The following is a 19,402-nucleotide window of genomic DNA, read 5'->3' as shown; positions in this document are numbered from 1 at the left end:
CGTGCTCGCCGCGGCCTGCTCCGTGTCCGCCCCCGCCGCCGCCGCGACGCCCCACCCGAAGCCGACGGCCCCCTCGGCCCCCGCCGCCGTCCCGGCGAAGCCGGCCTCCCCCTCCACTCCCCACCAGCAGCCGGCGACCTCACCCGATCCCCGCCTGAAGCCGGCGGCCCCCCCGGCTCCAGCCGCCCCGGCCTCCGCCACGGGCGCCGGCTGCGTCCCCGCCACGGCGCCTCCGCAGGAACCCCTGCCGCCGACCACGGTCGACACCCTCCGGGTGGCGTACCACTGCGTGCTGGACAACTACTACAGCGGCCCGGTCACCGACCCCGGGACGCTGCTGAAGAACGCCCTCGCGGCCTACACCCAGGACCTGCAGCGGCGCGGCGCCGACCGGGCCGATCTGCGGTTACCGGCGCTGACCGGCGAGCGCGACGCCGACTGGACCGCCTTCGCGAAGGTCCTGGGCGCAGGCGACCCCGCCGCGGTGCGGGCCGCGATCACCGGCATGGTCGCCGGACTGCAGGACGATCACGCCCGCGTGATGTGGCCCACCCCGCCCCCGGCGGGCGGCCCGGCCGGGACGGGCATCGTGGGCGCGTCGGCGCTGCGGGGGCCGCAGCTCGATCCGGCGGCCCGGCCGCCGATGTTCATCACCCGCGTCCTGCCGGACAGCCCCGCCGCCAAGGCCGGCGTGCGGCCCGGCGACATCGTGCTGAAGGTCAACGGCATGCCGCCGTTCGTCGGGACGAAGCCGAACCAGTCCATCATCGACGCCATCACCTCCCCGACGCTGCGGCTGACCCTCAAGCGGCCGACCACGGGACGGGTCCGCACGGTCGAGGTGCACAAGGGGCCGGTCACGCAGCCGTCCCGGGAGGTGACGTCCAAGACGCTCCCCGGCGGGGTCGCCTACGTCCAGTTGCCCGCCTTCGCCGACGGCGCCGCCGACAAGGTCATCGCCGCGTCGCGGGACGCGCGGAAGGCGGTGGTGCTGGACCTGCGCGGCAACGGCGGGGGGTCGCCCCGGGAGGTGACGCGCCTGCTCGGCGCCTTCGCCCACGGCAAGGTGACCAGCTACTTCTGCCCGCTCACGGGCGAGTGCGCGGCCAACCGCACCGACGACGCCGTCACGCTGCTCGGCCTGCGCCTGGTCGTGCTCACCGACCGCGGATGCGCCTCCGCCTGCGAGGACTTCAGCGCGGCGGTCAAGGACAACGGCATCGGCACCCTCATCGGGACGCGCACCGCCGGAGCGGTCTCCGGCCCGGCACGCGGATACCTCCTCGGCGACGGCGGCGTCCTGCTCCTGCCGCAGGTCCGTCACCTCGGGCCGGCCCGCGAGATCATCGACACGATCGGCGTGCCGGTCGACCACTATGCCCCGCTGACCGCCCTCGACGTCGCCACGGGACGGGACCCGGCCGTGGCCAAGGCCCTCGCCATCCTGTGAGCACCCGTGCCCGTCCCGACGGGCACGGACGGTCACCCGTTATAGGGGCGCGGGTGACCGTCCAGGCGTGCATGACGGCCGACCCAGAGGGGCGCGTCCCGGGGGCGCGTCCGGGGAGCGCGTCCGGGGGGGCGCGTCCGGGGGGGCGCGTCCGGGGGGGCGCGTCCGGGGCCGGCTCGCGCGGGTCAGCCCGTGGACGGCCTGCGGCGGTGCTTCGGGATCACGGAGACCGCCGCGAGCGCGATGGCCGCGTGGACCAGCGACAGCACCAGCAGGAAGAGCAGCCCGACCGGCCACAGGCCCTGGCTCCCGCCGTCCATCGCGTCGCGGACCACGACCACGGCGAACCAGGCCAGGAACGGGGTCGGCGCCACCATGCCCCACCAGAACCCCTTGCGCCCGGCCCACCACTCGACGAGCCCCGTGAGCAGCGCGAGCAGGAGGAAGACCGGGATCAGGTAGGGAGAGTCCATCAGGTCGGGGGAGGCGCTCGCCGAGACCTGGGGGGAGGTCGCCAGGGACGCCGCCACGCCCGCGGCTCCGGCGGCCACCAGGACCAGCACCGACAAGACGGTACCGACCGGTCGAGACGGCATGGCTCCCCCTTCATCCCGGCGGACATCGCACCGACCACGGCAGGAAGGTACGGGACGCATCCTCCCCCACCGGGACATCGCGATCAATCGCTCGTGACCATGATCCTTTCTCACCCGGGCCGCGTCCGGCCGAGGTGGTGAGGGTCAGCGGCCGTCGAGGTAGGCGTCGCGGACGCGGGAGCGGGAGAGCTTGCCGGTGGGGGTGCGGGGCAGTTCGTCGCGGTACTCGATGACCCGGGGGTGCTTGAAGCGGGCGATGCGCGGCTCGCAGTGGGCCAGCAGCTCGGCGGTCAGCTCCGGGCCGGTGGGTGTGCCCGGGGCGGGCTGGACCAGCGCGACGGCCTTCTGCCCCCACTCCTGGTCCGGGACGCCCACCACGGCGACGTCCGCGACGGCGGGGTGCTCCAGCAGCGCGGCCTCGACCTCGGCGGGGTAGATGTTCACCCCGCCGGAGATGATCAGATCGGTGCGGCGGTCGCACAGGAACAGGTAGCCGTCCGGGTCGAGGTAGCCGATGTCGCCGGGCGCGTACCACTCGCCGCGCCTGCTCGCGGCGGTCCGGGCGGGGTCCTTGCGGTACTGGAAGGCCCCCAGAGAGGAGGAGAGGTAGATCATGCCGGGCTCGCCGGGGGGCAGCTCGTCACCGTGCTCGTCCAGGACCCGCACCTGGAAGGACGGCGCTGGACGGCCGACGGTGCCCGGGCGGGCCAGCCACTCGCGGGGCTTGACGGCGAAGGCGATGGCGGACTCGGTGGAGCCGTAGTACTCGTAGAGCACCGGCCCCCACCAGTCCATGATCGCCTTCTTGACCGCCACCGGGCAGGCGGCGCCGGTGTGGATCACCTGGCGCAGCGAGGACAGGTCGTACCGCTTCTTGACCTCGTCGGGCAGGCGGAGCATGCGGTGGAACATGGTCGGCACCATCATCGCGTTGGTCACCCGGTGGCGCTCGATCAGTTCCAGGATGACCACCGGGTCGAACCGGGGGGCGATGACCACGGCGTGCCCGAGGTGGAGGGCGATCTGGGTGTGCGCGCACGGCGCCGAGTGGTACATCGGCGAGGTGACCAGGTGGACCTCATCGCCGGGCCGCAGGTCGCAGACCTCGCCCACGAAGAACCTGGTGCCCGGGACGGACCGCTCGGGCGGGGAGGCCGGCAGCGGCCGCTGCACGCCCTTGGGGAAGCCCGTGGTGCCCGAGGTGTACCACATGACCGAGCCGCTCGACCGGTCCGGCGGCGGACCGGCCGGCATGCCCTCGGTTAGGCCGGCGCACCCTGCGAAGGTCGCCTCGGCCGCGATCCCGGCGGCGGCGCAGGCGTCCTTGACGGTGCCCGCGAGCGCGCCGTCGGCGGTGTCGCCGTGGACGACGACGCGGGCGTCGCAGTCGCCGAGGATGTAGGCGATCTCGGCCGCGGTCAGGTGCCAGTTGACGGGCACGTAGTACAGGCCGATCTGTCCGATCGCCAGCAGCATGACCACGGCGTCGATCCCGTTCGGCAGCACGCCCGCCACAACGTCGCCCTTGACCAGGCCGTGGGCCCGCAACCCGTGGGAGACCTGGTTCGCGCGGGCCAGCAGCTCGCCGTAGGTGGTGACCGCGCCGTCGGCGTCGACGACGGCCCTGCGGCCGGGGTCGGCGGCGGCGATCGCGTAGAAGCCGGGCAGCTCGCTGATGTCCATGGGCGCTCCTCGTCGCGGGCGGTGGTCGAGGCGTGCGGCCGGTCCGCCCTCTCCGCTCCCCGTCCCTGGACGGTCGGCCGAGGCGCGGAGCCGGCTCAGATACTCCGTCCCCAGAACATTGCTCTCCTGAACCCCCGGAGCCCGTTGTACAGAACATCGCTCGGTCCGGTGGGACGCCGCAGACAGATCACCGCGCGACTCCGGCTCGGTGAGCGAAACGTCCAACCCGGCTTGCGCCCGTCGCACAGACGGGCACGATGCGGAGACGTGAGCGACACGACCCCTTCCCCCGACCCCTCCGGTTTCCCCGGCCCCTCCGGTTCCCCCGGCCTGTCCGGTCCTCCCGGCGCCTCCGGCGACCTGCTCGACGGCCGCGCCTTCGCCATGGTCAGCTCGACCGCGAGCGAGGTGAACGCCGACGAGCCCACGCGCTTCCACTACCGGGAGGCCAACGGGGTCATCTGGGGCGGCTACACCGGCGACACCGTCATCCACGGCCGCTTCGTCGGCACCCGGGACGGCGACCGGATCGAGCTCACCTACGCGCACGCGCTCAAGGCCGGCGGCAGGGCGGCCGGCCGCAGCACCAGCCGGATCGAGCCGCTGCCCGACGGCCGCCTGCGCCTGGTCGAGGAGTTCGCCTTCGACGGCGACGACACCCCGCAGGTCAGCGTCTGCGAGGAGATCCGCCCGGCCTGAGGTCAGGGGTCCTTGTGGAGGTGGGCGCGGCCTTCGGCGGCGCCCACGAAGCGCATCTTGCCGAGGGGGACGTTCGACGAAGGCTGCGGGGCCGGGTCGGCGGCGGGCGGGCGGCGGGGGGCCTGGCGGGGGCGGCCGTCGGAGGGCAGCACGTAGGGCCGCTTGAGCACCTCGTCCAGGATGAAGACGGTCTCGGTGGCCTTGACCGCGGGGATGCTCGCCAGCCGCTCGGTGACCAGCGCGTGCACGGCGGCGACGTCGGGCATCCGCACCTGGATCATCGCGTCGTGCTGCCCGGTGGTGATCGCGCAGTACTCCACCTCGGGCATCTGGGCGAGCTGGGCGCGGAACTGCTTCCACATCTGCTGGCGCACGGTGACGAAGACCAGGGCGGTGATGCCGAGCCCGGCGCGCACGTGGTCGACCTCGGCGGTGAACTTCTTGATCACCCCGTCGGCGCGCAGCGCCTCGAACCGGGTGTAGGCGCTCGCCCGGGAGATCCCGACCCGTTCGGCGAGGGCGGCCACGGAGATGCGGCCGTTCTCCCGCAGCACCTGCAGGATCTTCATGTGGACGGCGTCGAGCTGCAGGCCGATGCCGATCCGTCCAGGGACCCCGGTCCCGGACGGTGGCGTGCTTGACATTTCGGTCATACATCGTTCCCATGCGCTCTATCCGTCTCGGCCCTCTGCCATGAGCTGGACGTTTTATCGGACAATCCTGGACCACACGCTAACAATCGTCTACATAGCCCAATTCCGGAGGACACAGAATGGCGACCCGCTCGCGGCGCCGTACGGCATGGCAGGCGAGGGCGGCTCTGCTGCCGGTCCTGCTCACCGGCGCGCTCTCCCTCGCCGCCTGCTCCGGTGGCAGCACGTCCACCACGTCGTCGCAGGGCGGCGGCGGCACGAGCAAGACCCTGGTGATGGACGCGTCCTTCACCCTCAAGACCGCCGACCCCGGCCGCAACTACGAGCCGACCGGACTGATCATCGGCAAGGCGCTCTACGACACCCTGCTGACCTTCGAGGGCTCGGACGTCACCAAGCCGGTCCCCTCCCTCGCCGAGTCCTACGAGCAGTCCCCGGACGGCAAGACGCTGACGCTGAAGCTGCGCCAGGGCGCCACGTTCTCCGACGGCTCCCCCGTCACCGCTGACGACGTCGTGTTCTCCCTCAACCGCGTCCGCGACCTGAAGGGCAACCCGTCCTTCCTGCTGGACGGCGTCGAGGTGGCCAAGACCGACGAATCGACGGTCACGCTGACCTCCAAGACGCCGCGGCCCGAGCTGCCGTTCATCCTGCCGAACCCGGCGCTGGGCATCCTGAACTCCAAGGTCGTCAAGGAGCACGGCGGCACCGCCGACTCCTCCGACAAGGCCGAGCAGTACCTCAACGGCGCCTCCGCCGGCTCCGGGCCCTACGAGATCGAGTCCTTCAACACCTCCTCGCAGGTGGTGCTGAAGGTCAATCCGAAGTACTGGGGCGCCCGCAAGCCCACCTACACCAAGGTGGTCATCCGCAACGTCGAGTCGGCCACCCAGAAGCTGAACGTCCAGCGGGGCGACAGCCAGGTCGCGCTGGACCTGTCCGGCGACCAGGTCAAGGGCGTCCCCGCGAACCTGCCGACCGTCAAGACCGCCTCGGCCAACGTCGTGTTCCTGCTGGCCAACCAGAACCCCGGCGTCAGCAAGGTCACCAGCAACCCCAAGATCGTCGAGGCCGTCCGCAAGGGCGTCGACTACCAGGGCCTGCTGGAGCTGGCCGGCGAGGGCTCGGTGCAGGCGCCGGGCGTCATCCCGACGATGCTGCTGGGCGCGCTGCCCGCCGACCAGGCCGTCAAGCGGGACGTCGAGGGCGCCAAGGCCGCCGTGGCGGCCAGCGGGGTGAGCAACCCGACGATCAAGCTGGAGTACCCGAGCGACCTCACCCTGCAGGGCCTGTCGTTCCAGCCGTTCGCCGAGCGGATCCAGGCCAACCTCAAGGAGGTCGGCATCACCGTCGAGCTGGCCCCCGGGCCGGTGGCGACCGCGCTGGACAACTACCGCAACGGCAAGGAGGAGCTGGGCCTTTGGTACTGGGGCCCCGACTACCCGGACCCGACGGACTACCTGGCCTTCCTGCCCGGCAAGACGGTCGGCCTGCGCGCCGGCTGGAAGGACGGGGCCGACAAGGACCTGTCGGCCCTGGGCGACAAGGCGGCCTCGACGGTCGGCGACGACACGCGCAAGCAGCTCTACACCGACATCCAGAACAAGCTCAACGCCTCCGGTCCGTTCATCCCGCTGATCCAGCCGAGCCAGAACATCGTGACGGCGGCCTCGGTGACCGGGCTCCAGTTCCACCCGGTGTGGACGGTCGATGTCGCGGCCCTCGGCGCCAAGTGACGACCCGGCGGGCGGCGCGGCGCGAGGCCGTGCCGCCCGGCCGGGCGACCAGGACGACGGCGGCGCACGTCCCGGCGAACACGACGGTGGCACCGGTCCGGGCGCGCGCGACGACGGCGCGAAGCATGACGACGGCGGCGCCCGCGTGAACGACGGGGGCGGCCCGCGGGCGGGCGGGCGCGGTCGCCGGCGGCATCCTCTGGCGCGGTTCCTGGCCCGCCGGATCGCGGTCGCGGTGCTGCTCGGGTTCGGCATCACGCTGGTCACCTTCGTCCTGACCAACCTGGTCCCCGGCGACCCGGTCACGGCCAACCTCGGCCAGCGGGCCCTCGGCGACCCGGCGATCGTGGCGCGGTTCCGGGCCGAGCACGGCCTGGACAAGCCGCTGCCGGCGCAGTACCTGACCTACCTTGGCGGGCTGCTGCACGGCGACCTCGGGCTGAGCCAGCAGAGCCACCGTCCGGTGCTGGACGACCTGGCGGAGTTCGTGCCGGCGACGATCGAGCTGGCGGGCGGGGCGATCCTGATCTCGCTGGTGGCGGGCGTCGCGTTCGGCGTGGTCGCCGCGCTGCGCCGCGACCGGCTGTCGGACCAGGTGCTGCGCGTGGTGAGCCTGGTCGGCATCTCGGTGCCGACCTTCTGGCTGGCCCTGGTCGCGTTCTACGTGTTCTTCTTCCGGCTGCAGATCACCCCGGGCAGCGGCCGCGTCGCGCCGGACCTCAGCGCGCCGCCGGCCGTCACGGGGCTCTACACGCTCGACGCCGCGATCGCCGGCCAGTGGGAGGTGTTCGCCTCGGCCGCGGGGCACCTGATCACCCCGGCGCTGGTGCTGGCCGCCTACACCATCGGCCTGCTGACCCGCTTCACGCGCTCGGCGGTGCTGGAGGTGCTCGGGCAGGACTACGTGCGCGCGGCGCGGGCCAAGGGCCTGCCCGGACGGGTGATCCTCTTCCGGTACGTGCTGCGGTCGGCGCTGGTGCCGATCATCACGGTGGCCGGTCTGGCGTTCGGCAGCCTGCTGTCCGGCACGGTGCTGGTGGAGTCGGTCTTCGCCCGTCCCGGCATCGGCCAGTACGCCTACAAGAGCGCCACGACCCTCGACCTGCCCGCCGTCATGGGCGTCGGCCTGGTGGTCGGCCTGGTGTACGTCCTGATCAACCTGGTGGTCGACGTCCTGTACGGGATCATCGACCCGAGAGTGAGGCTGTCGTGATCGCCCGCGTCCGCCGCGGAGGGGGGCCGGCGTGAGGATCCTTCCCGGCCCGCCGGACAGGAAGGGCGTGCTGGCGCGCCTGCCGGAGGCGTGGCGGCAGCCGCTCGCCGTCGTGGGCGCGGTGGTCGCGCTCGCCTGGCTGGTCGTCGCCGTCGCGGCCCCGCTGCTCGCGCCGCACGACCCGCTGGCGCAGGACCTGCCGAGGCTGGCCTCCCCCGGTCCCGGGCACTGGTTCGGCACCGACCAGCTCGGCCGCGACATCCTGTCCCGGGTCATGTACGGGGCGCGGGTGTCCATCCCACTGACGTTGCTGCTTGTGGTGCTGTCGCTGCTGATCGGCGGCGTCCTCGGCGCCTGCGCCGGATATTTCGGTAGATGGGTCGGCGAGGGGATCATGCGGCTGGCCGACCTGGTCTTCGCCTTCCCCACCGTCATCCTCGCCATGGTCGTCGCCGCCGCCCTCGGCGCCAGCCTCACCAACGCGGTGCTGGCCGTGCTGGTGGTGGCCTGGCCCGCCTACGCCCGGGTGACGCGCGGCCTGGTGCTCGGCATGCGCGAGCGCGAGTTCGTGCTCAGCGGCCGGCTGCTCGGCTTCTCGGCCTGGAAGTCGCTGCGCGTGGACGTGCTGCCCAACGTGACCGGCCCCATCCTGGTGCTGGCGACGCTGGACATCGGCACCGCGCTGCTGCTGCTGTCAGGCCTGTCCTTCCTCGGGCTCGGCGCCAAGCCGCCCTCCCCCGAGTGGGGCGCGATGGTCGCCTCCGGCGTCGAGGTCTTCGACAGCTGGTGGGTCGCGACCTTCCCGGGCCTGGCCATCCTGACCGTGGTGCTCGCCTTCAACTTCCTCGGTGACACGCTGCGCGACGCCCTGGACCCGCGCACGGCGCGCGCCATCAAGGAGCGTGCGCTGTGACCGTGAACGACCGCGCTGACGACCGCGCTGACGCCGCGCCGGTGCTGAGCGTCGAAGGGCTGACCGTCTCGATCGGCGGGCACGAGATCCTGCGCGGGGTGGACCTGCTGCTGCGCCCGGGACGCGTGCACGGGCTGGCCGGCGAGAGCGGCTCGGGCAAGACGATGACCGGGCTGGCCGCGCTCGGACTGCTTCCGCACGGCGCCCGCGCGGGCGGCCGCGTCGCGCTGGAGGGCCGCGACCTGCTCGCCCTTTCGCAGCGCGACCTGAACGCCGTGCGGGGACGCGACATCGCCATGGTGTTCCAGGATCCGGCGACGAGCCTGCACCCGATGCTGACCGTCGGCCGGCAGATCACCGAGCACATGCGGCACCATCTGCGCCTGGGCAGGGCCGAGGCGCGGGCGCGGGCGGTCGACCTGCTCGGGAAGGTGCGCATCCCCGGTCCGGCGGCGGCCTTCGACCGCTATCCGCACCAGTTCTCCGGCGGCATGCGCCAGCGCGTCGCGATCGCGATCGCCCTGGCCTGCGGCCCTAAGGTGCTGATCGCCGACGAGCCGACCACCGCGCTGGACGTGACCGTCCAGGCGGGCGTGCTGCGCCTGATCAGGAGCCTGTGCGACGACCTCGGGCTCGCCGTGCTGCTGGTGACGCACGACCTCGGCGTCATGTCGGCGGTCGCCGACGACGTCAGCGTGATGCGGGAGGGCCTGGTCCTGGAGACCGGCCCGCGCGGCCGGGTCCTGCGGGAACCGGAGCATCCCTACACCCGGGCGCTACTGGACGCGCTGCCGAGGGAGGAGTCATGAGCATGCTGGACGTGCGGGACCTGGTCGTGGACCACCGGACGCCCGGCAGGCCGGCCGTGCGGGCGGTCGCGGGGGCCAGCCTGAGCGTGGCGGCCGGCGAGGTGGTCGGCCTGGTCGGGGAGTCAGGCTGCGGCAAGTCGACGCTGGCCCGCGCCGTGTGCGGGCTGGTCCCGGCCGGCGGCGGCGCCATCGCGTTCGAGGGCGGCCCGGTCACCCCGCTCGGCCTGCGCCGCAGGGACCCGGCGCTCGCCAAGATCCAGATGGTGTTCCAGGACCCCTACGCCTCGCTGAACCCGCGGCGGCGGGTCGGCGCCCAGATCGCCGACGGCCTGGCGGCGGCCGGCGACCGCGAGACCACGCCCGCCGGCATGCTGGAACGGGTCGGCCTGCCCGGGCACATGGCCGAGCGCTACCCGCACGAGTTCTCCGGCGGGCAGCGCCAGCGCATCGCGATCGCCCGGGCGCTGGCGGCCCGCCCGTCGCTGCTCATCGGCGACGAGCCGATCTCGGCGCTGGACGCCTCCGCCCAGGCGCAGGTGGCCACGCTGATGCGCAACCTCGCGGTGGAGTCGGGCGCGGGGCTGCTGTTCATCAGCCACGACCTGTCGGTGGTGCGGCTGATCGCCGACCGCATCGCGGTGATGTACCTGGGGAAGATCGTGGAGACCGGGCCGACCGCCGAGGTCTGGGCCGAGCCCCGCCACCCCTACACCCAGGCGCTGCTGCGGGCCATCCCCGAGCCGGACGGCCTCGGCAGGCTTCCCGAGGAGCTGCCCGGGGACGTGCCCGACCCGGCGGACCCGCCGTCCGGATGCCGCTTCCATCCGCGGTGCCCGGTGGCGATGGACGTGTGCGCCGAGAAGGAGCCGGCGTTCGGGCCGGTGGCGTGCTGGCTGCATCCGCCCGCATGACCGGGGAGGTCATGGAGGCCGTCCTGGCGCGGATGGCCGAGGCGGGCCTGGACGCGCTGGTGCTGCGTCCCTCGCCCGACCTGCGGTACGTCGCCGGGCACGACGCCTCGGGGTTCCTCGTGCTGGTCCCGGGCCTGCCGCCGGGATTCGCCTCCGACGCCGCCGAGGCGGCCGGGCTGATCCCCGCCTCGGTGTCGCGGGTGGGGGTGGACGCGCAGATGCGGGCGCACGAGCTGTTCGTGCTGCGGGTGGACGCCGACCTGGTGCTGGCCTCGGCGGTGCTGGACCCGCTGCGGATGCGCAAGCGCCCCGAGGAGGTCGCCGCGATCGAACGGGCCGCCGCGGCGGCCGACCGCGTCCTGTCGGCCGCGCGCGAGCCGTCCTGGTTCGGCGCCACCGAGGAGGGCATGGCCCGCCGGCTGGCCGCGGAGGCGGGCGACGAGGCCCGGGTCTCGGTGGTGGTGGCGGCCGGCGAGAACACGGCGCGGCCGCGCCACGTGCCCTCCGGCCGCGTCATCAACCCCGGCGACGCGGTGGCGGTGCGGGTCACGGCGCGGTCGGGCGGCTACCACGCGCACGCGAGCCGCGCGTTCGTCGTGGCCGAGCCGCCGGAGGACTTCGAGGCGCTGCACGCGGTGCTGCTGTCGGCCCGCGACGCCGCCGCCGAAGCCGTGCGGCCGGGCGCGACGGCCGCCGAGGTGGACGCGGCCGCCTGGAGGGTGCTGGACGAGAGCGGGTACGGGCCATACGTCACGCGGGCGACGGGGCAGGGCGTCGGGCTGGAGCCGCAGGAGGGCCCCTGGCTCACCGCCGCCGACCGCACCGTGCTGGCCCCGGGCATGACCCTGACGGTGGAGCCGGGGATCCAGGTACCCGACCTTTACGGAGCGCGAGTCGGAGACGTAGTGGAATGCACCGAAAGTGGGGTGCGGACGATGAACCATGCACCCCGCACACTACATGTCCTTGATCCATAGTTTGTGCCATCTTGCCCTTTCACTGGCCTGACCTCGCATGATGCGGATTTAGGGTGATCACGAGGCGGACAAGGGGGCTCAGTGAGGCTCTGGCGCGACTGGTCCGTGCGGACCAGGCTGACGTGGGTCGCCAGCGTCATGACGGCCTTGCTATGCGTGGGCGCGAGCGTGCTCGTTTTCATCGGACTGTACCGGCTCGCGGAGTCCCACCAGCGCCAGGAGATCGTGGCGAACCTCATGCACGTCTCCCGCATGCTCCACGAGGGCAGGCTGAGGTCCGTCCTGGCGCCGGACGGCCGGGCACGGCACATCCAGATCGTGGACACCTCGGGCCGTGTGCTGGCGGCGACTCCCGACCTGGTCGGCCTGCCGCCGATGGCCCGGTTCGTCCCGTCGGAGAAGGCAGTGGTCGCCTACCGGAGAGTCTGCTCACCACCGGGATTCCCGGACAGGTGCCCGGACGTCGTGGCGCTGCGCGTCTACCGGCCCGAGGGCGACTACACGATGTACGGCGTCGGGGAGCCCATCCCCTGGTATGTGAACCCTGTCCTGTTCCTGCTGGTCGGCAGCGCCTGCCTCGCGCTGACCGGGGCCACCGCGCTCGGGACGCACCGTCTTGTGCACTGGGCGCTCGAGCCCGTCGAGGACGTGTGCCACGAGCTGGCCGAGATCACCGTCTCGGATCTCAGCCGCCGGGTGCCGGTCTCCGCGCGCCACGACGAGCTGAGCGCCCTCGCCGTCACCGTCAACCAGACCCTGGACCGCCTGCAGCAGGCGGTCGAGCAACAGCGGCGCTTCGCCTCCGACGCCGGCCACGACTTGCGCAGCCCCATCACCGCCATGCGCACGCAGGTGGAGGAGGCCCTGCTGCACCCGGAGGACGCCGACTGGGTGAAGATCGCCGAAGCTCTGGTCTCGAGCCTGGACCGGCTGCAGGCCATCGTCACCGACCTGCTGGTGCTGGCCAAGCTCGACGCCGGTGAGAAGATCTCGCGCAGCTACATCAACCTGGCCGAGCTGGTGCGCACCGAGGTCGGCCGCCGCCCCCGGCGCAGGCGCGTCGTGCTGCACCTGCGTCCCGGCGTGGTCGTCAGCGGCGACCGGCTCCAGTTGCTGCGGCTGCTGACCAACCTGCTGGACAACGCCGAGCGGCACGCCACCTCCACGGTGACCGTCATCGTGGAACGCTTCGGCGCGACCGCCGAACTCCAGGTGATCGACGACGGGGAGGGGATCCCTCCCGACAAGCGGGAGCTGGTGTTCCAGCGCTTCACCCGGTTGCCCTCGGGCCGCGAGAAGGACAAGCAGGGCACCGGCCTCGGATTGGCCATCGCCCGCGACATCGCCCAGCACCACGACGGGACGCTGGTCATCGAGGACTCCCCGGTCGGCAGCCGCTTCGTCCTGCGGCTCCCCCTGCTGAGCGGCCCCTGACCGCGCCCCACCGCCGGCCGCTAGTGCCGGAACAGGAAGTAGCTCTGGGTGTCCGACTGCAGATAGCCGTGAAACTTCGGGGCCTTCGCGGCGGCCGCCCTGGTGGCGGTGACGACCGTGACCACCACGTAGTTCCCGGTCTGGCCCCAGCGGATCTTGCCGTAGGCGTAGCTCGCGTGCGTCTGGTCCCGGCGCCATCTCACCGCGTCGGGCGAGAGCTTCTGCAGCCGGGCGGCGACCGTCTTGGCGTCGGTCTCGGCGGAGAAGGCCAGCAGGATCTGCACGGCCTTGAGGTTGCCGCCGTAGGCGGAGTAGGCGACCTGGACGGCGCGGTCGCAGCCGTACCTGGCCAGCACGCCCTTGCCGTCGACGGAAGCGCAGCTGTCGTAGTCCCAGCCGCCGACCTTGCGCGCGCTGTACTTGACGCTCCCCAACTTGAAGTTCCAGTCGTCGAACTCCGCGCTGGTGAGCCGGGTCCCCGGCTCGGTCCGGCGCGACGTCGCGGTCTGGCTGGGAGTCGCCGTCGGCTCGCCGGGCTCACTCGCGGGCGACTCCTCGGCGGAGGGGTCGGCGGAGGGCGCCACCCGGTCCGTGGGCGGATCGAAGGTCGGCACCTGCACCGCCACGTCGCGCCTGGCCGGCTTGGAGTTGGCGTAGATGACCGCCAGCACGGCCCCGCCGCCCAGCAGCACGACGGTGAAACCGATGATCAGCCCGACGAGCACACCCTTACCGCTCTTGGCGGGCGGCGGCGGCCCCTGGCCCGGCATCGGATATCCCCCGCCCGGATAAGGCCCTCCGCCCGGCATCTGATACCCCTGCTCGGGATACGGCCCCCCGCCGGGCAACTGGCGCCCCTGCTCGGGATATGGCCTTCCGCCGCTCGGCGGGTACTCGGCACCGGGGTACGGCGCCCCACCCTGGGACGCCCCCGCGCCCGGCGGGTATCCCCCGTCGGCGGGCGACCCTCCACCCGGATAAGGCCCTCCACCCGGATAAGGCCCCTCACCTGGATACGGCCCTCGACCTGGATACGGCCCGCCGGCCTGGGACGTTCCCGCTCCGGACGGGTACCCCCCGTCGACGAGCGTCCTCCCGTCCGAGTACGGCCCCGGGTACGACCCTCCACCCTGGGGCGCTCCACCCTGGGGCGCTCCTCCGCCCTGGAATGGCCCTGCTCCCGATGGCGGAACACCCTGGCCGGGATACGGTCCCGCCTCCGGCGGCGGATATCCCATCCCCGGGGGCGGCTCCGCGCCCGGCGGCGGGTATCCCCCGTGCCCCTGCGGCGCATCGGCCGGCGAGCCGTATCCGGGTGGCGGCGCCGGGGGCCCTCCCACCGCCTGGTACTGGTCCTCATCCCTCGGCTGGGGCTGGGGCGACTGGGGAGGATAAGCCATATTTCCATTGTGGTGCACGTGATCCCATGAGACCCACCAGTACCGGAAATAGCATTGAATACTCGCCAGTAGAGGCCCCAACCCGCCCAAATCACGTCACCGAACGGCCCGGCACAGCGCGGCCGGCGCGGATACGATCCTGCCCGAAATACTCTAAATACCCCTGAAATAGCCTCGTCTGACGCGGTATTGAACGGTATGGCCGGGCCCGTCGCGGTACGCCTAGCTCGACCCCGCTCCCGCCGGCGCGATGACCGCGAGCTTGTCCGGATTCATCACCCACAGCAGCCGGTCGATGCCCTCCGAGGAGGCGCTGATGGTCAGGAACGCGGTGACGTTCTCGCCCTGCGAGATCAGCACCGCGGGGCGCCCGTTCGCCTCGATCCACGTGATCTCCGTGCCCGGCCAGAACCTCGGCGCGAACGCGACCATGAACCTCGCGACCCGCGTACGCCCGGCCACGGGCACCCTGGCGACGTTCCGCATGGCCCTCCCGCTGTCGGAGTAGCTGACGACGTCCGCGGCCAGGAGCTCCTCCAGGGCGGCGAGGTCGCCCTTCCGCGCCGCCGCGAGGAACGCCTTCAGCAGCCGCCGGTGCGCGGTCGAGCTGACCGGCGTGCGGCGCTCGGCGGCGAGGTGCTTGCGCGCCCGGCTCACCAGCTGCCGGGTGTTCGCCTCGCTGAGCCCGAGGATGCCCGCGATGTCGCCGTAGGGGTAGTCGAAGGACTCCCGCAGGACGTACGCCGCCCGTTCCGTGGGCGAGAGCCGCTCCAGGAGGAACAGGACGGCCAGCTCCAGCTCGGCGCCCTGCTCGGCTCCGGTCTCGGGGCCGGAGCCGGTGTCCACCGGTTCGGGCAGCCACGGGCCGACATAGACCTCGCGCCGCTTGCGAGCCGACATGGCGACGTTGATGGCCAGGCGGGTGGTCGCCGTGGCCAGGAACGCCGCGGGGTCGGCCACGACGTCGCGGTCGGTGGTCTGCCACCGCACCCAGATCTCCTGCACGACGTCCTCGGCCTCCGTGGAGCTGCCGAGCACGCGGTAGGCGATGCCGAACAGCCGGGGACGCAGTCCGGCGAAGACCGAAACGGCCTGGTCGAGCTCACCGGCCGCCCGCGGATCTCCGGACTGCATGATCGTGCTCGCCTCCCCGCTTCCCGTCTCCCCTCCACAAAGCACCCTATAAAGGGCCGGCACCGCCACCTCCACCGGAGCCACGCGAACGCCGCCCCCCTCGACGACGCCCGCGGATGCCGGCCCACCCCACGGAGAGCCTGGAAGGCCCCTCGGCCGGCCACCGAGCAGACAGGACGGACAGCCACCACCGCCCCGACAGGCCAACAGCCCTCCGGCTCTCCGTCACGGCGGGTCAGCAGGTCCCCAGGGCCGGGCGGGCGGCCAGCGGGAGCCGGAGTACGAAGCGGGCGCCGCCGCCGGGCCCGTCCTCCACATGCAGGGTGCCCTCGTGCGCCCTCGCGATGTCGCGGGCGATGGCCAGGCCGAGACCGGTGCCGCCGGCGTCACGGCACCGGGCGGCGTCGAGACGGGCGAAGAGCTCGAACACCCGTTCACGCTCATGGGCGGGGATGCCCGGCCCGTCGTCGGTGACGGTGAGCTCGGCGATGGCGTCGTGCGGGCGGATCTGGACCTGGATCCACCGCCGGGCGTGCTTGCGCGCGTTGTCGAGCAGGTTGGCGAGCAGCCTGCCGAGGTGGGCGGGAACCGCGTCCACGGTCACCGCGGCGACGGTGCGCAACCGGACGTCCGGACCGCCCTGCCTCGGGTCGACCTGGTCGCGGACCGCCGCGGCGAGGTCGACGGGCTGATGGGGGGAGGGCGCCTCCGCCGCCACCCGCGTGAGCAACAGCAGGTCGCGGACGATCGCCTGGAGCCGGTCGACATCATCGAGCGCCGCCTCCATGAGCGCGGACAGGTCGGTCTGCTCGGGATGAAGCCCGGCCTCCTCGAGCTTGACCCGCAGCCCGGCGAGGGGCGTGCGGAGCTCATGGGCGGCGTCGGCGGCGAACCGGCGCTGCCGGACGAGGTCCCGCTCGACGGCCGGATCCACACATGTCAAGGTCATCATGCACTCCCCCCAGAGATCCCGATGATGCCAACGGCCTAGGCGGGCGGTACGGCCCGCAGACCACGGCCTCCCGCCCTTCCGCCCGGGTCGAGTCCCCGCTCGGGTCGGCGCATCATCGGCCGGTCACCCACTGAGACCGAACACCCCCCACATTCGTGACAGCCCCGCCCTCCTGCCAAAGCTTGCGCCCCTCCACCTGACGGCGAGGCCGGCGCCGTCTACGGCGCCGGACCCGTGCACGTTCGGGGCGGCGCGCACCAGCTAGGCGAGGTTCGCGGCGTACACCGACACGTCGGTGCCCTCGAGCTCCTCCGCGCCCATCGCGCGGGCCAGCTTGCGGTAGCGGTCGGCCTCGTCGTGGCGGCTGCGGCGCTCCAGGGTGCGGGCCAGCACCTCATGCGCCCAGCCGTTGGCCGGGTCGAGCTCCAGCAGGCGACGGAAGCTCTCCTCGGCGCGGCCGAGCTGGGCGCTGTGGAAGTAGGCCCTGCCCAGCAGCTCGACGGCCGCCCGGTTGCCCGGCTCGGCGGCCACCACCGGCGCCAGGATGCGCGCCGCCTCGGCATAGTCCCTGGCCTCGAAGAACAGGCACCCGCGCTGGTACTCCTCGTAGCTCATCGACCTCTCCCCTCGCGGCCCCGGCAACCCGCCGGACGCCCGACGCCCCACAACACCCCCACCCCCGCCTCTCTTCCCGGGGACGCGACGTCAGGTCCGGCTCTCACGACCGGCCTCGACGTCTCAAGGTGGCCGAGGAGGGTGAACCGGTTAAAGGTGGGATTTGCGGTAGCTCTCGTACAGGGCGGCGAGGTTGTCGGTGTACAACTCGGTGTAGCCGCACGAAGCGCAGATGCGGGCGCGGATCGTCCCTGACGCCGAGCCCTGCTTCCAGATGAACCCGTGGTCGGGCGGCTCCGGCTCCACGATGTGAACGCGCAGCGGCACCGGGCCGTTCGAGGCGCGGTCGCGCATTTCAACGTCCTCCATGACTTGCGGCGAACCGCATTTGAAACAGGGGGCGCTCGTCACGGCCGCAGCCTATCGGGACCAAGCGGGATCTACGGAAAGCGGCCTTTGACCTGTCTGGACGCCAGCAGGGACGAATCCGCCGTGAGCCGCGACGGCGGATCCTTGCGAACGGATCACTCGCCGGCCGTCGGATACGATCACCACACTCGCCGTAAATCGCGACAGATGGGATGTTGTCTGATGAAGGTGGCAGTTCTCTTAGCCGGGTTCCTGGGTCTGCTCGTCGGAGCGCCGGCCGCCGCGACGGCCGAGACAGGAGCGAGCCCCGGAACGTCCCCGACCTCCGTCTCCGGAACCTTCAAACCCGCGGGCGGGCCGGCTCACCAGGCCTATCCGAGCGAGTTCCCCCTCCCTGACGGCTTCCCGCCCGAGGGCATCGCCATCGGCCCGGGCCCTGTCGCGTACTTCGGCTCCCGCGCGACCGGTGAGATCTACCGGGCGGACCTGCGCACGGGGCAGGGCCGCGTCATCAGCCCCGGACCCGGCACCCCCTCGCTCGGCCTGAAGATCGACCCGCGCGGCCGGCTGTTCGTCGCCGGCGGCACCGGCGGCGACGCCCGCGTGATCGACACCCGCAGCGGCGCGGTGCTCGCGAGCTACCGCCTGGCCACCGAAGCCTCGTTCGTGAACGACGTCGCGCTCACCCCTGACGCGGCGTACTTCACCGACTCGGTCAACCCGGTGCTGTACAAACTGCCGTTCGGACGCGGCGGAGCGCTGCCGGCCGAGGCGGTGCGGGTGCCCCTGACCGGCGACATCGTCTACACGGCCGGCTTCAACGTCAACGGCATCGCCCCCACCCCCGACGGCACGGGCCTGATCATCGTCCAGTCGGGCACCGGCAAGCTGTTCCGCGTCGCCCCCTCGACAGGCGTCGCCACCACGATCGACCTCGGCGGCGAGTCCCTGATCGACGGCGACGGCCTGCTGCTGGACGGCCGCGTCCTGCACGTCGTGCAGAACAGCCTGAACACCGTGACGTCCCTGCTCCTGGAACGGGGCGCCACCTCAGGGAAGGTGGTGCGCAGGCTGGTGGACGACCGCTTCGACATCCCCACCACGATCGCCGCCTTCGGCGACCGCCTCTACCTCCCCAACGGCCGCTTCACCACACCCCCCACCCCCACCACCCCCTACAACGTCGTGGCCGTCGCCCGCACCTGACCCCCCGCACCACCGAGCTCCGGTTCCAGGCGCACCGCCCTACGACCCACGCGTCCTGGAACCGAAGTTCGCGCGCGAGCCGCTCGACGGGTGCCCGCTTTCAGCGGAGGCCTTCGGGTCAGGTCCGCTCACGGTGTCGGCGTGCGGAGCGCACGGCCGCCGGCCTGCTCGCCTCCCTCGTTGTCACGCCTGGGAACGCTTCGCCGCGAAACGGCGTGCCAGTTCCCTGCCGCGTGCCACCTGTACCTTCTTCGCCTGGCTCGTCGCGAACCGCAGCAGCCCCAAGGGCGCCGACAGCCGGTAGTGGTCGACCACCCGGGTTCCACCGGCCACCGCATCGATACGGTAGCCGTAGGCCACCCGGACGCCGCCGGGGCTGACCACGTCGCCGGTTATGGCGCCCTCTCCCAGGTGCAGGGTGACCTCGATGACGTTGTCGTGACGCAACGGCCCCAAGGTGAACCGCTCGACCGCCGTGAAGTGCACCGCGTCCCGCCCGCGGCGGACGTCGCGGACCTCGACGACCAGCGGAGACAGGCCGACGTGGTTGTCCGGGTCGGCCAGGTGCTCGAAGACCTCCACGACGGTAGCGGACAGGATCGTCGTGGTGCTGAACTCGACGCTTTTCATGCGGCCTCCCGGTGAACGAGGG

The 19,402-nt window shown here is 72.6% G+C and carries 19 protein-coding genes; 10 read left to right on the top strand and 9 right to left on the bottom strand.

Translation table 11 applies throughout. The features are described from left to right. A partial coding sequence (locus ACWEN6_RS14290; protein WP_452570595.1) for a S41 family peptidase occupies window positions 1-1,450 on the top strand: 1,450 nt, incomplete at its 5' end. 185 nt (window positions 1,451-1,635) lie between these two features. On the opposite strand, the gene ACWEN6_RS14285 is transcribed toward ACWEN6_RS14290, so the two are convergent. Next, window positions 1,636-2,013 carry a hypothetical protein gene (locus ACWEN6_RS14285; protein WP_452570594.1) on the bottom strand — a complete coding sequence of 126 codons (378 nt, stop codon included), beginning with the start codon at window positions 2,011-2,013 and terminating at the stop codon, window positions 1,636-1,638. Window positions 2,014-2,190: 177 nt separating this feature from the next. Next, window positions 2,191-3,729, bottom strand: coding sequence for an AMP-binding protein (locus ACWEN6_RS14280; protein ID WP_452570593.1), 1,539 nt, complete (start codon window positions 3,727-3,729; stop codon window positions 2,191-2,193). 267 nt (window positions 3,730-3,996) lie between these two features. Here ACWEN6_RS14280 and ACWEN6_RS14275 point away from each other — a divergent pair, with 267 nt between their 5' ends. Beyond that, the gene (locus tag ACWEN6_RS14275; RefSeq protein WP_452570592.1) at window positions 3,997-4,428 is read left to right on the top strand and encodes a hypothetical protein; all 432 of its coding nucleotides are present in this window, start codon (window positions 3,997-3,999) and stop codon (window positions 4,426-4,428) included. A 2-nt stretch (window positions 4,429-4,430) separates the two neighbouring features. Here the strand turns inward: ACWEN6_RS14275 and ACWEN6_RS14270 are convergent, their stop codons facing one another. Then, window positions 4,431-5,081, bottom strand: a complete 651-nt coding sequence (locus ACWEN6_RS14270; protein ID WP_354850851.1) for an Lrp/AsnC family transcriptional regulator — start codon at window positions 5,079-5,081, stop codon at window positions 4,431-4,433. Between the two features lie 119 nt (window positions 5,082-5,200). Between ACWEN6_RS14270 and ACWEN6_RS14265 the strand changes: the two genes are divergently transcribed. From ACWEN6_RS14265 to ACWEN6_RS14235, 7 genes are all read left to right on the top strand, one after another. Continuing rightward, a complete protein-coding gene (locus ACWEN6_RS14265) occupies window positions 5,201-6,817 on the top strand; it encodes an ABC transporter substrate-binding protein (RefSeq protein WP_452570591.1) in 1,617 nt (538 codons plus the stop codon). Then, window positions 6,792-8,030 (top strand): ABC transporter permease, encoded by a 1,239-nt coding sequence (locus ACWEN6_RS14260; protein WP_452570590.1) that lies wholly within the window; start codon window positions 6,792-6,794, stop codon window positions 8,028-8,030. The genes ACWEN6_RS14265 and ACWEN6_RS14260 overlap by 26 nt, the downstream gene beginning before the upstream one ends. A 31-nt stretch (window positions 8,031-8,061) precedes the next feature. Further along, complete coding sequence (locus tag ACWEN6_RS14255; protein ID WP_354850843.1) at window positions 8,062-8,943, top strand: ABC transporter permease; 882 nt, start codon at window positions 8,062-8,064, stop codon at window positions 8,941-8,943. Beyond that, a complete protein-coding gene (locus tag ACWEN6_RS14250; RefSeq protein WP_452570589.1) occupies window positions 8,940-9,752 on the top strand; it encodes an ABC transporter ATP-binding protein in 813 nt (270 codons plus the stop codon). The genes ACWEN6_RS14255 and ACWEN6_RS14250 overlap by 4 nt, the downstream gene beginning before the upstream one ends. Then, window positions 9,749-10,663 (top strand): ABC transporter ATP-binding protein, encoded by a 915-nt coding sequence (locus ACWEN6_RS14245; protein ID WP_452570588.1) that lies wholly within the window; start codon window positions 9,749-9,751, stop codon window positions 10,661-10,663. Before ACWEN6_RS14250 ends, ACWEN6_RS14245 begins: the two co-directional genes overlap by 4 nt. Further along, window positions 10,660-11,640 (top strand): M24 family metallopeptidase, encoded by a 981-nt coding sequence (locus ACWEN6_RS14240; protein WP_354919408.1) that lies wholly within the window; start codon window positions 10,660-10,662, stop codon window positions 11,638-11,640. Before ACWEN6_RS14245 ends, ACWEN6_RS14240 begins: the two co-directional genes overlap by 4 nt. Window positions 11,641-11,808: 168 nt before the next feature. Next, window positions 11,809-13,074 carry a sensor histidine kinase gene (locus ACWEN6_RS14235; protein ID WP_452570587.1) on the top strand — a complete coding sequence of 422 codons (1,266 nt, stop codon included), beginning with the start codon at window positions 11,809-11,811 and terminating at the stop codon, window positions 13,072-13,074. Window positions 13,075-13,094: 20 nt separating this feature from the next. Here the strand turns inward: ACWEN6_RS14235 and ACWEN6_RS14230 are convergent, their stop codons facing one another. The 5 genes from ACWEN6_RS14230 to ACWEN6_RS14210 all read right to left on the bottom strand — a co-directional run bounded on the left by ACWEN6_RS14230 (window position 13,095) and on the right by ACWEN6_RS14210 (window position 17,544). Beyond that, window positions 13,095-13,844 (bottom strand): hypothetical protein, encoded by a 750-nt coding sequence (locus ACWEN6_RS14230; protein ID WP_452570586.1) that lies wholly within the window; start codon window positions 13,842-13,844, stop codon window positions 13,095-13,097. A gap of 852 nt (window positions 13,845-14,696) precedes the next feature. Then, the gene (locus ACWEN6_RS14225) at window positions 14,697-15,608 is read right to left on the bottom strand and encodes an RNA polymerase sigma-70 factor (protein WP_452570585.1); all 912 of its coding nucleotides are present in this window, start codon (window positions 15,606-15,608) and stop codon (window positions 14,697-14,699) included. A 235-nt stretch (window positions 15,609-15,843) separates the two neighbouring features. Continuing rightward, on the bottom strand, window positions 15,844-16,557 hold the full coding sequence (locus ACWEN6_RS14220) for a sensor histidine kinase (RefSeq protein WP_452570584.1): 714 nt from the start codon (window positions 16,555-16,557) through the stop codon (window positions 15,844-15,846). A 264-nt stretch (window positions 16,558-16,821) separates the two neighbouring features. Beyond that, window positions 16,822-17,175, bottom strand: coding sequence for a tetratricopeptide repeat protein (locus tag ACWEN6_RS14215; protein WP_452570583.1), 354 nt, complete (start codon window positions 17,173-17,175; stop codon window positions 16,822-16,824). A gap of 150 nt (window positions 17,176-17,325) precedes the next feature. After that, entirely contained in the window at window positions 17,326-17,544 is a 219-nt protein-coding gene (locus tag ACWEN6_RS14210; protein WP_452570582.1) for a hypothetical protein, read from the bottom strand. A gap of 222 nt (window positions 17,545-17,766) precedes the next feature. Here ACWEN6_RS14210 and ACWEN6_RS14205 point away from each other — a divergent pair, with 222 nt between their 5' ends. Further along, the gene (locus tag ACWEN6_RS14205) at window positions 17,767-18,750 is read left to right on the top strand and encodes a superoxide dismutase (protein ID WP_452570581.1); all 984 of its coding nucleotides are present in this window, start codon (window positions 17,767-17,769) and stop codon (window positions 18,748-18,750) included. Between the two features lie 183 nt (window positions 18,751-18,933). On the opposite strand, the gene ACWEN6_RS14200 is transcribed toward ACWEN6_RS14205, so the two are convergent. Then, window positions 18,934-19,380, bottom strand: a complete 447-nt coding sequence (locus ACWEN6_RS14200; RefSeq protein ID WP_452570580.1) for an SRPBCC family protein — start codon at window positions 19,378-19,380, stop codon at window positions 18,934-18,936. Between the last annotated feature and the right edge of the window lie 22 nt (window positions 19,381-19,402).

The sequence above is a fragment of the Sphaerisporangium sp. NPDC004334 genome (genome assembly GCF_053602655.1).
This window is presented reverse-complemented; position numbering and strand designations above follow the sequence as displayed.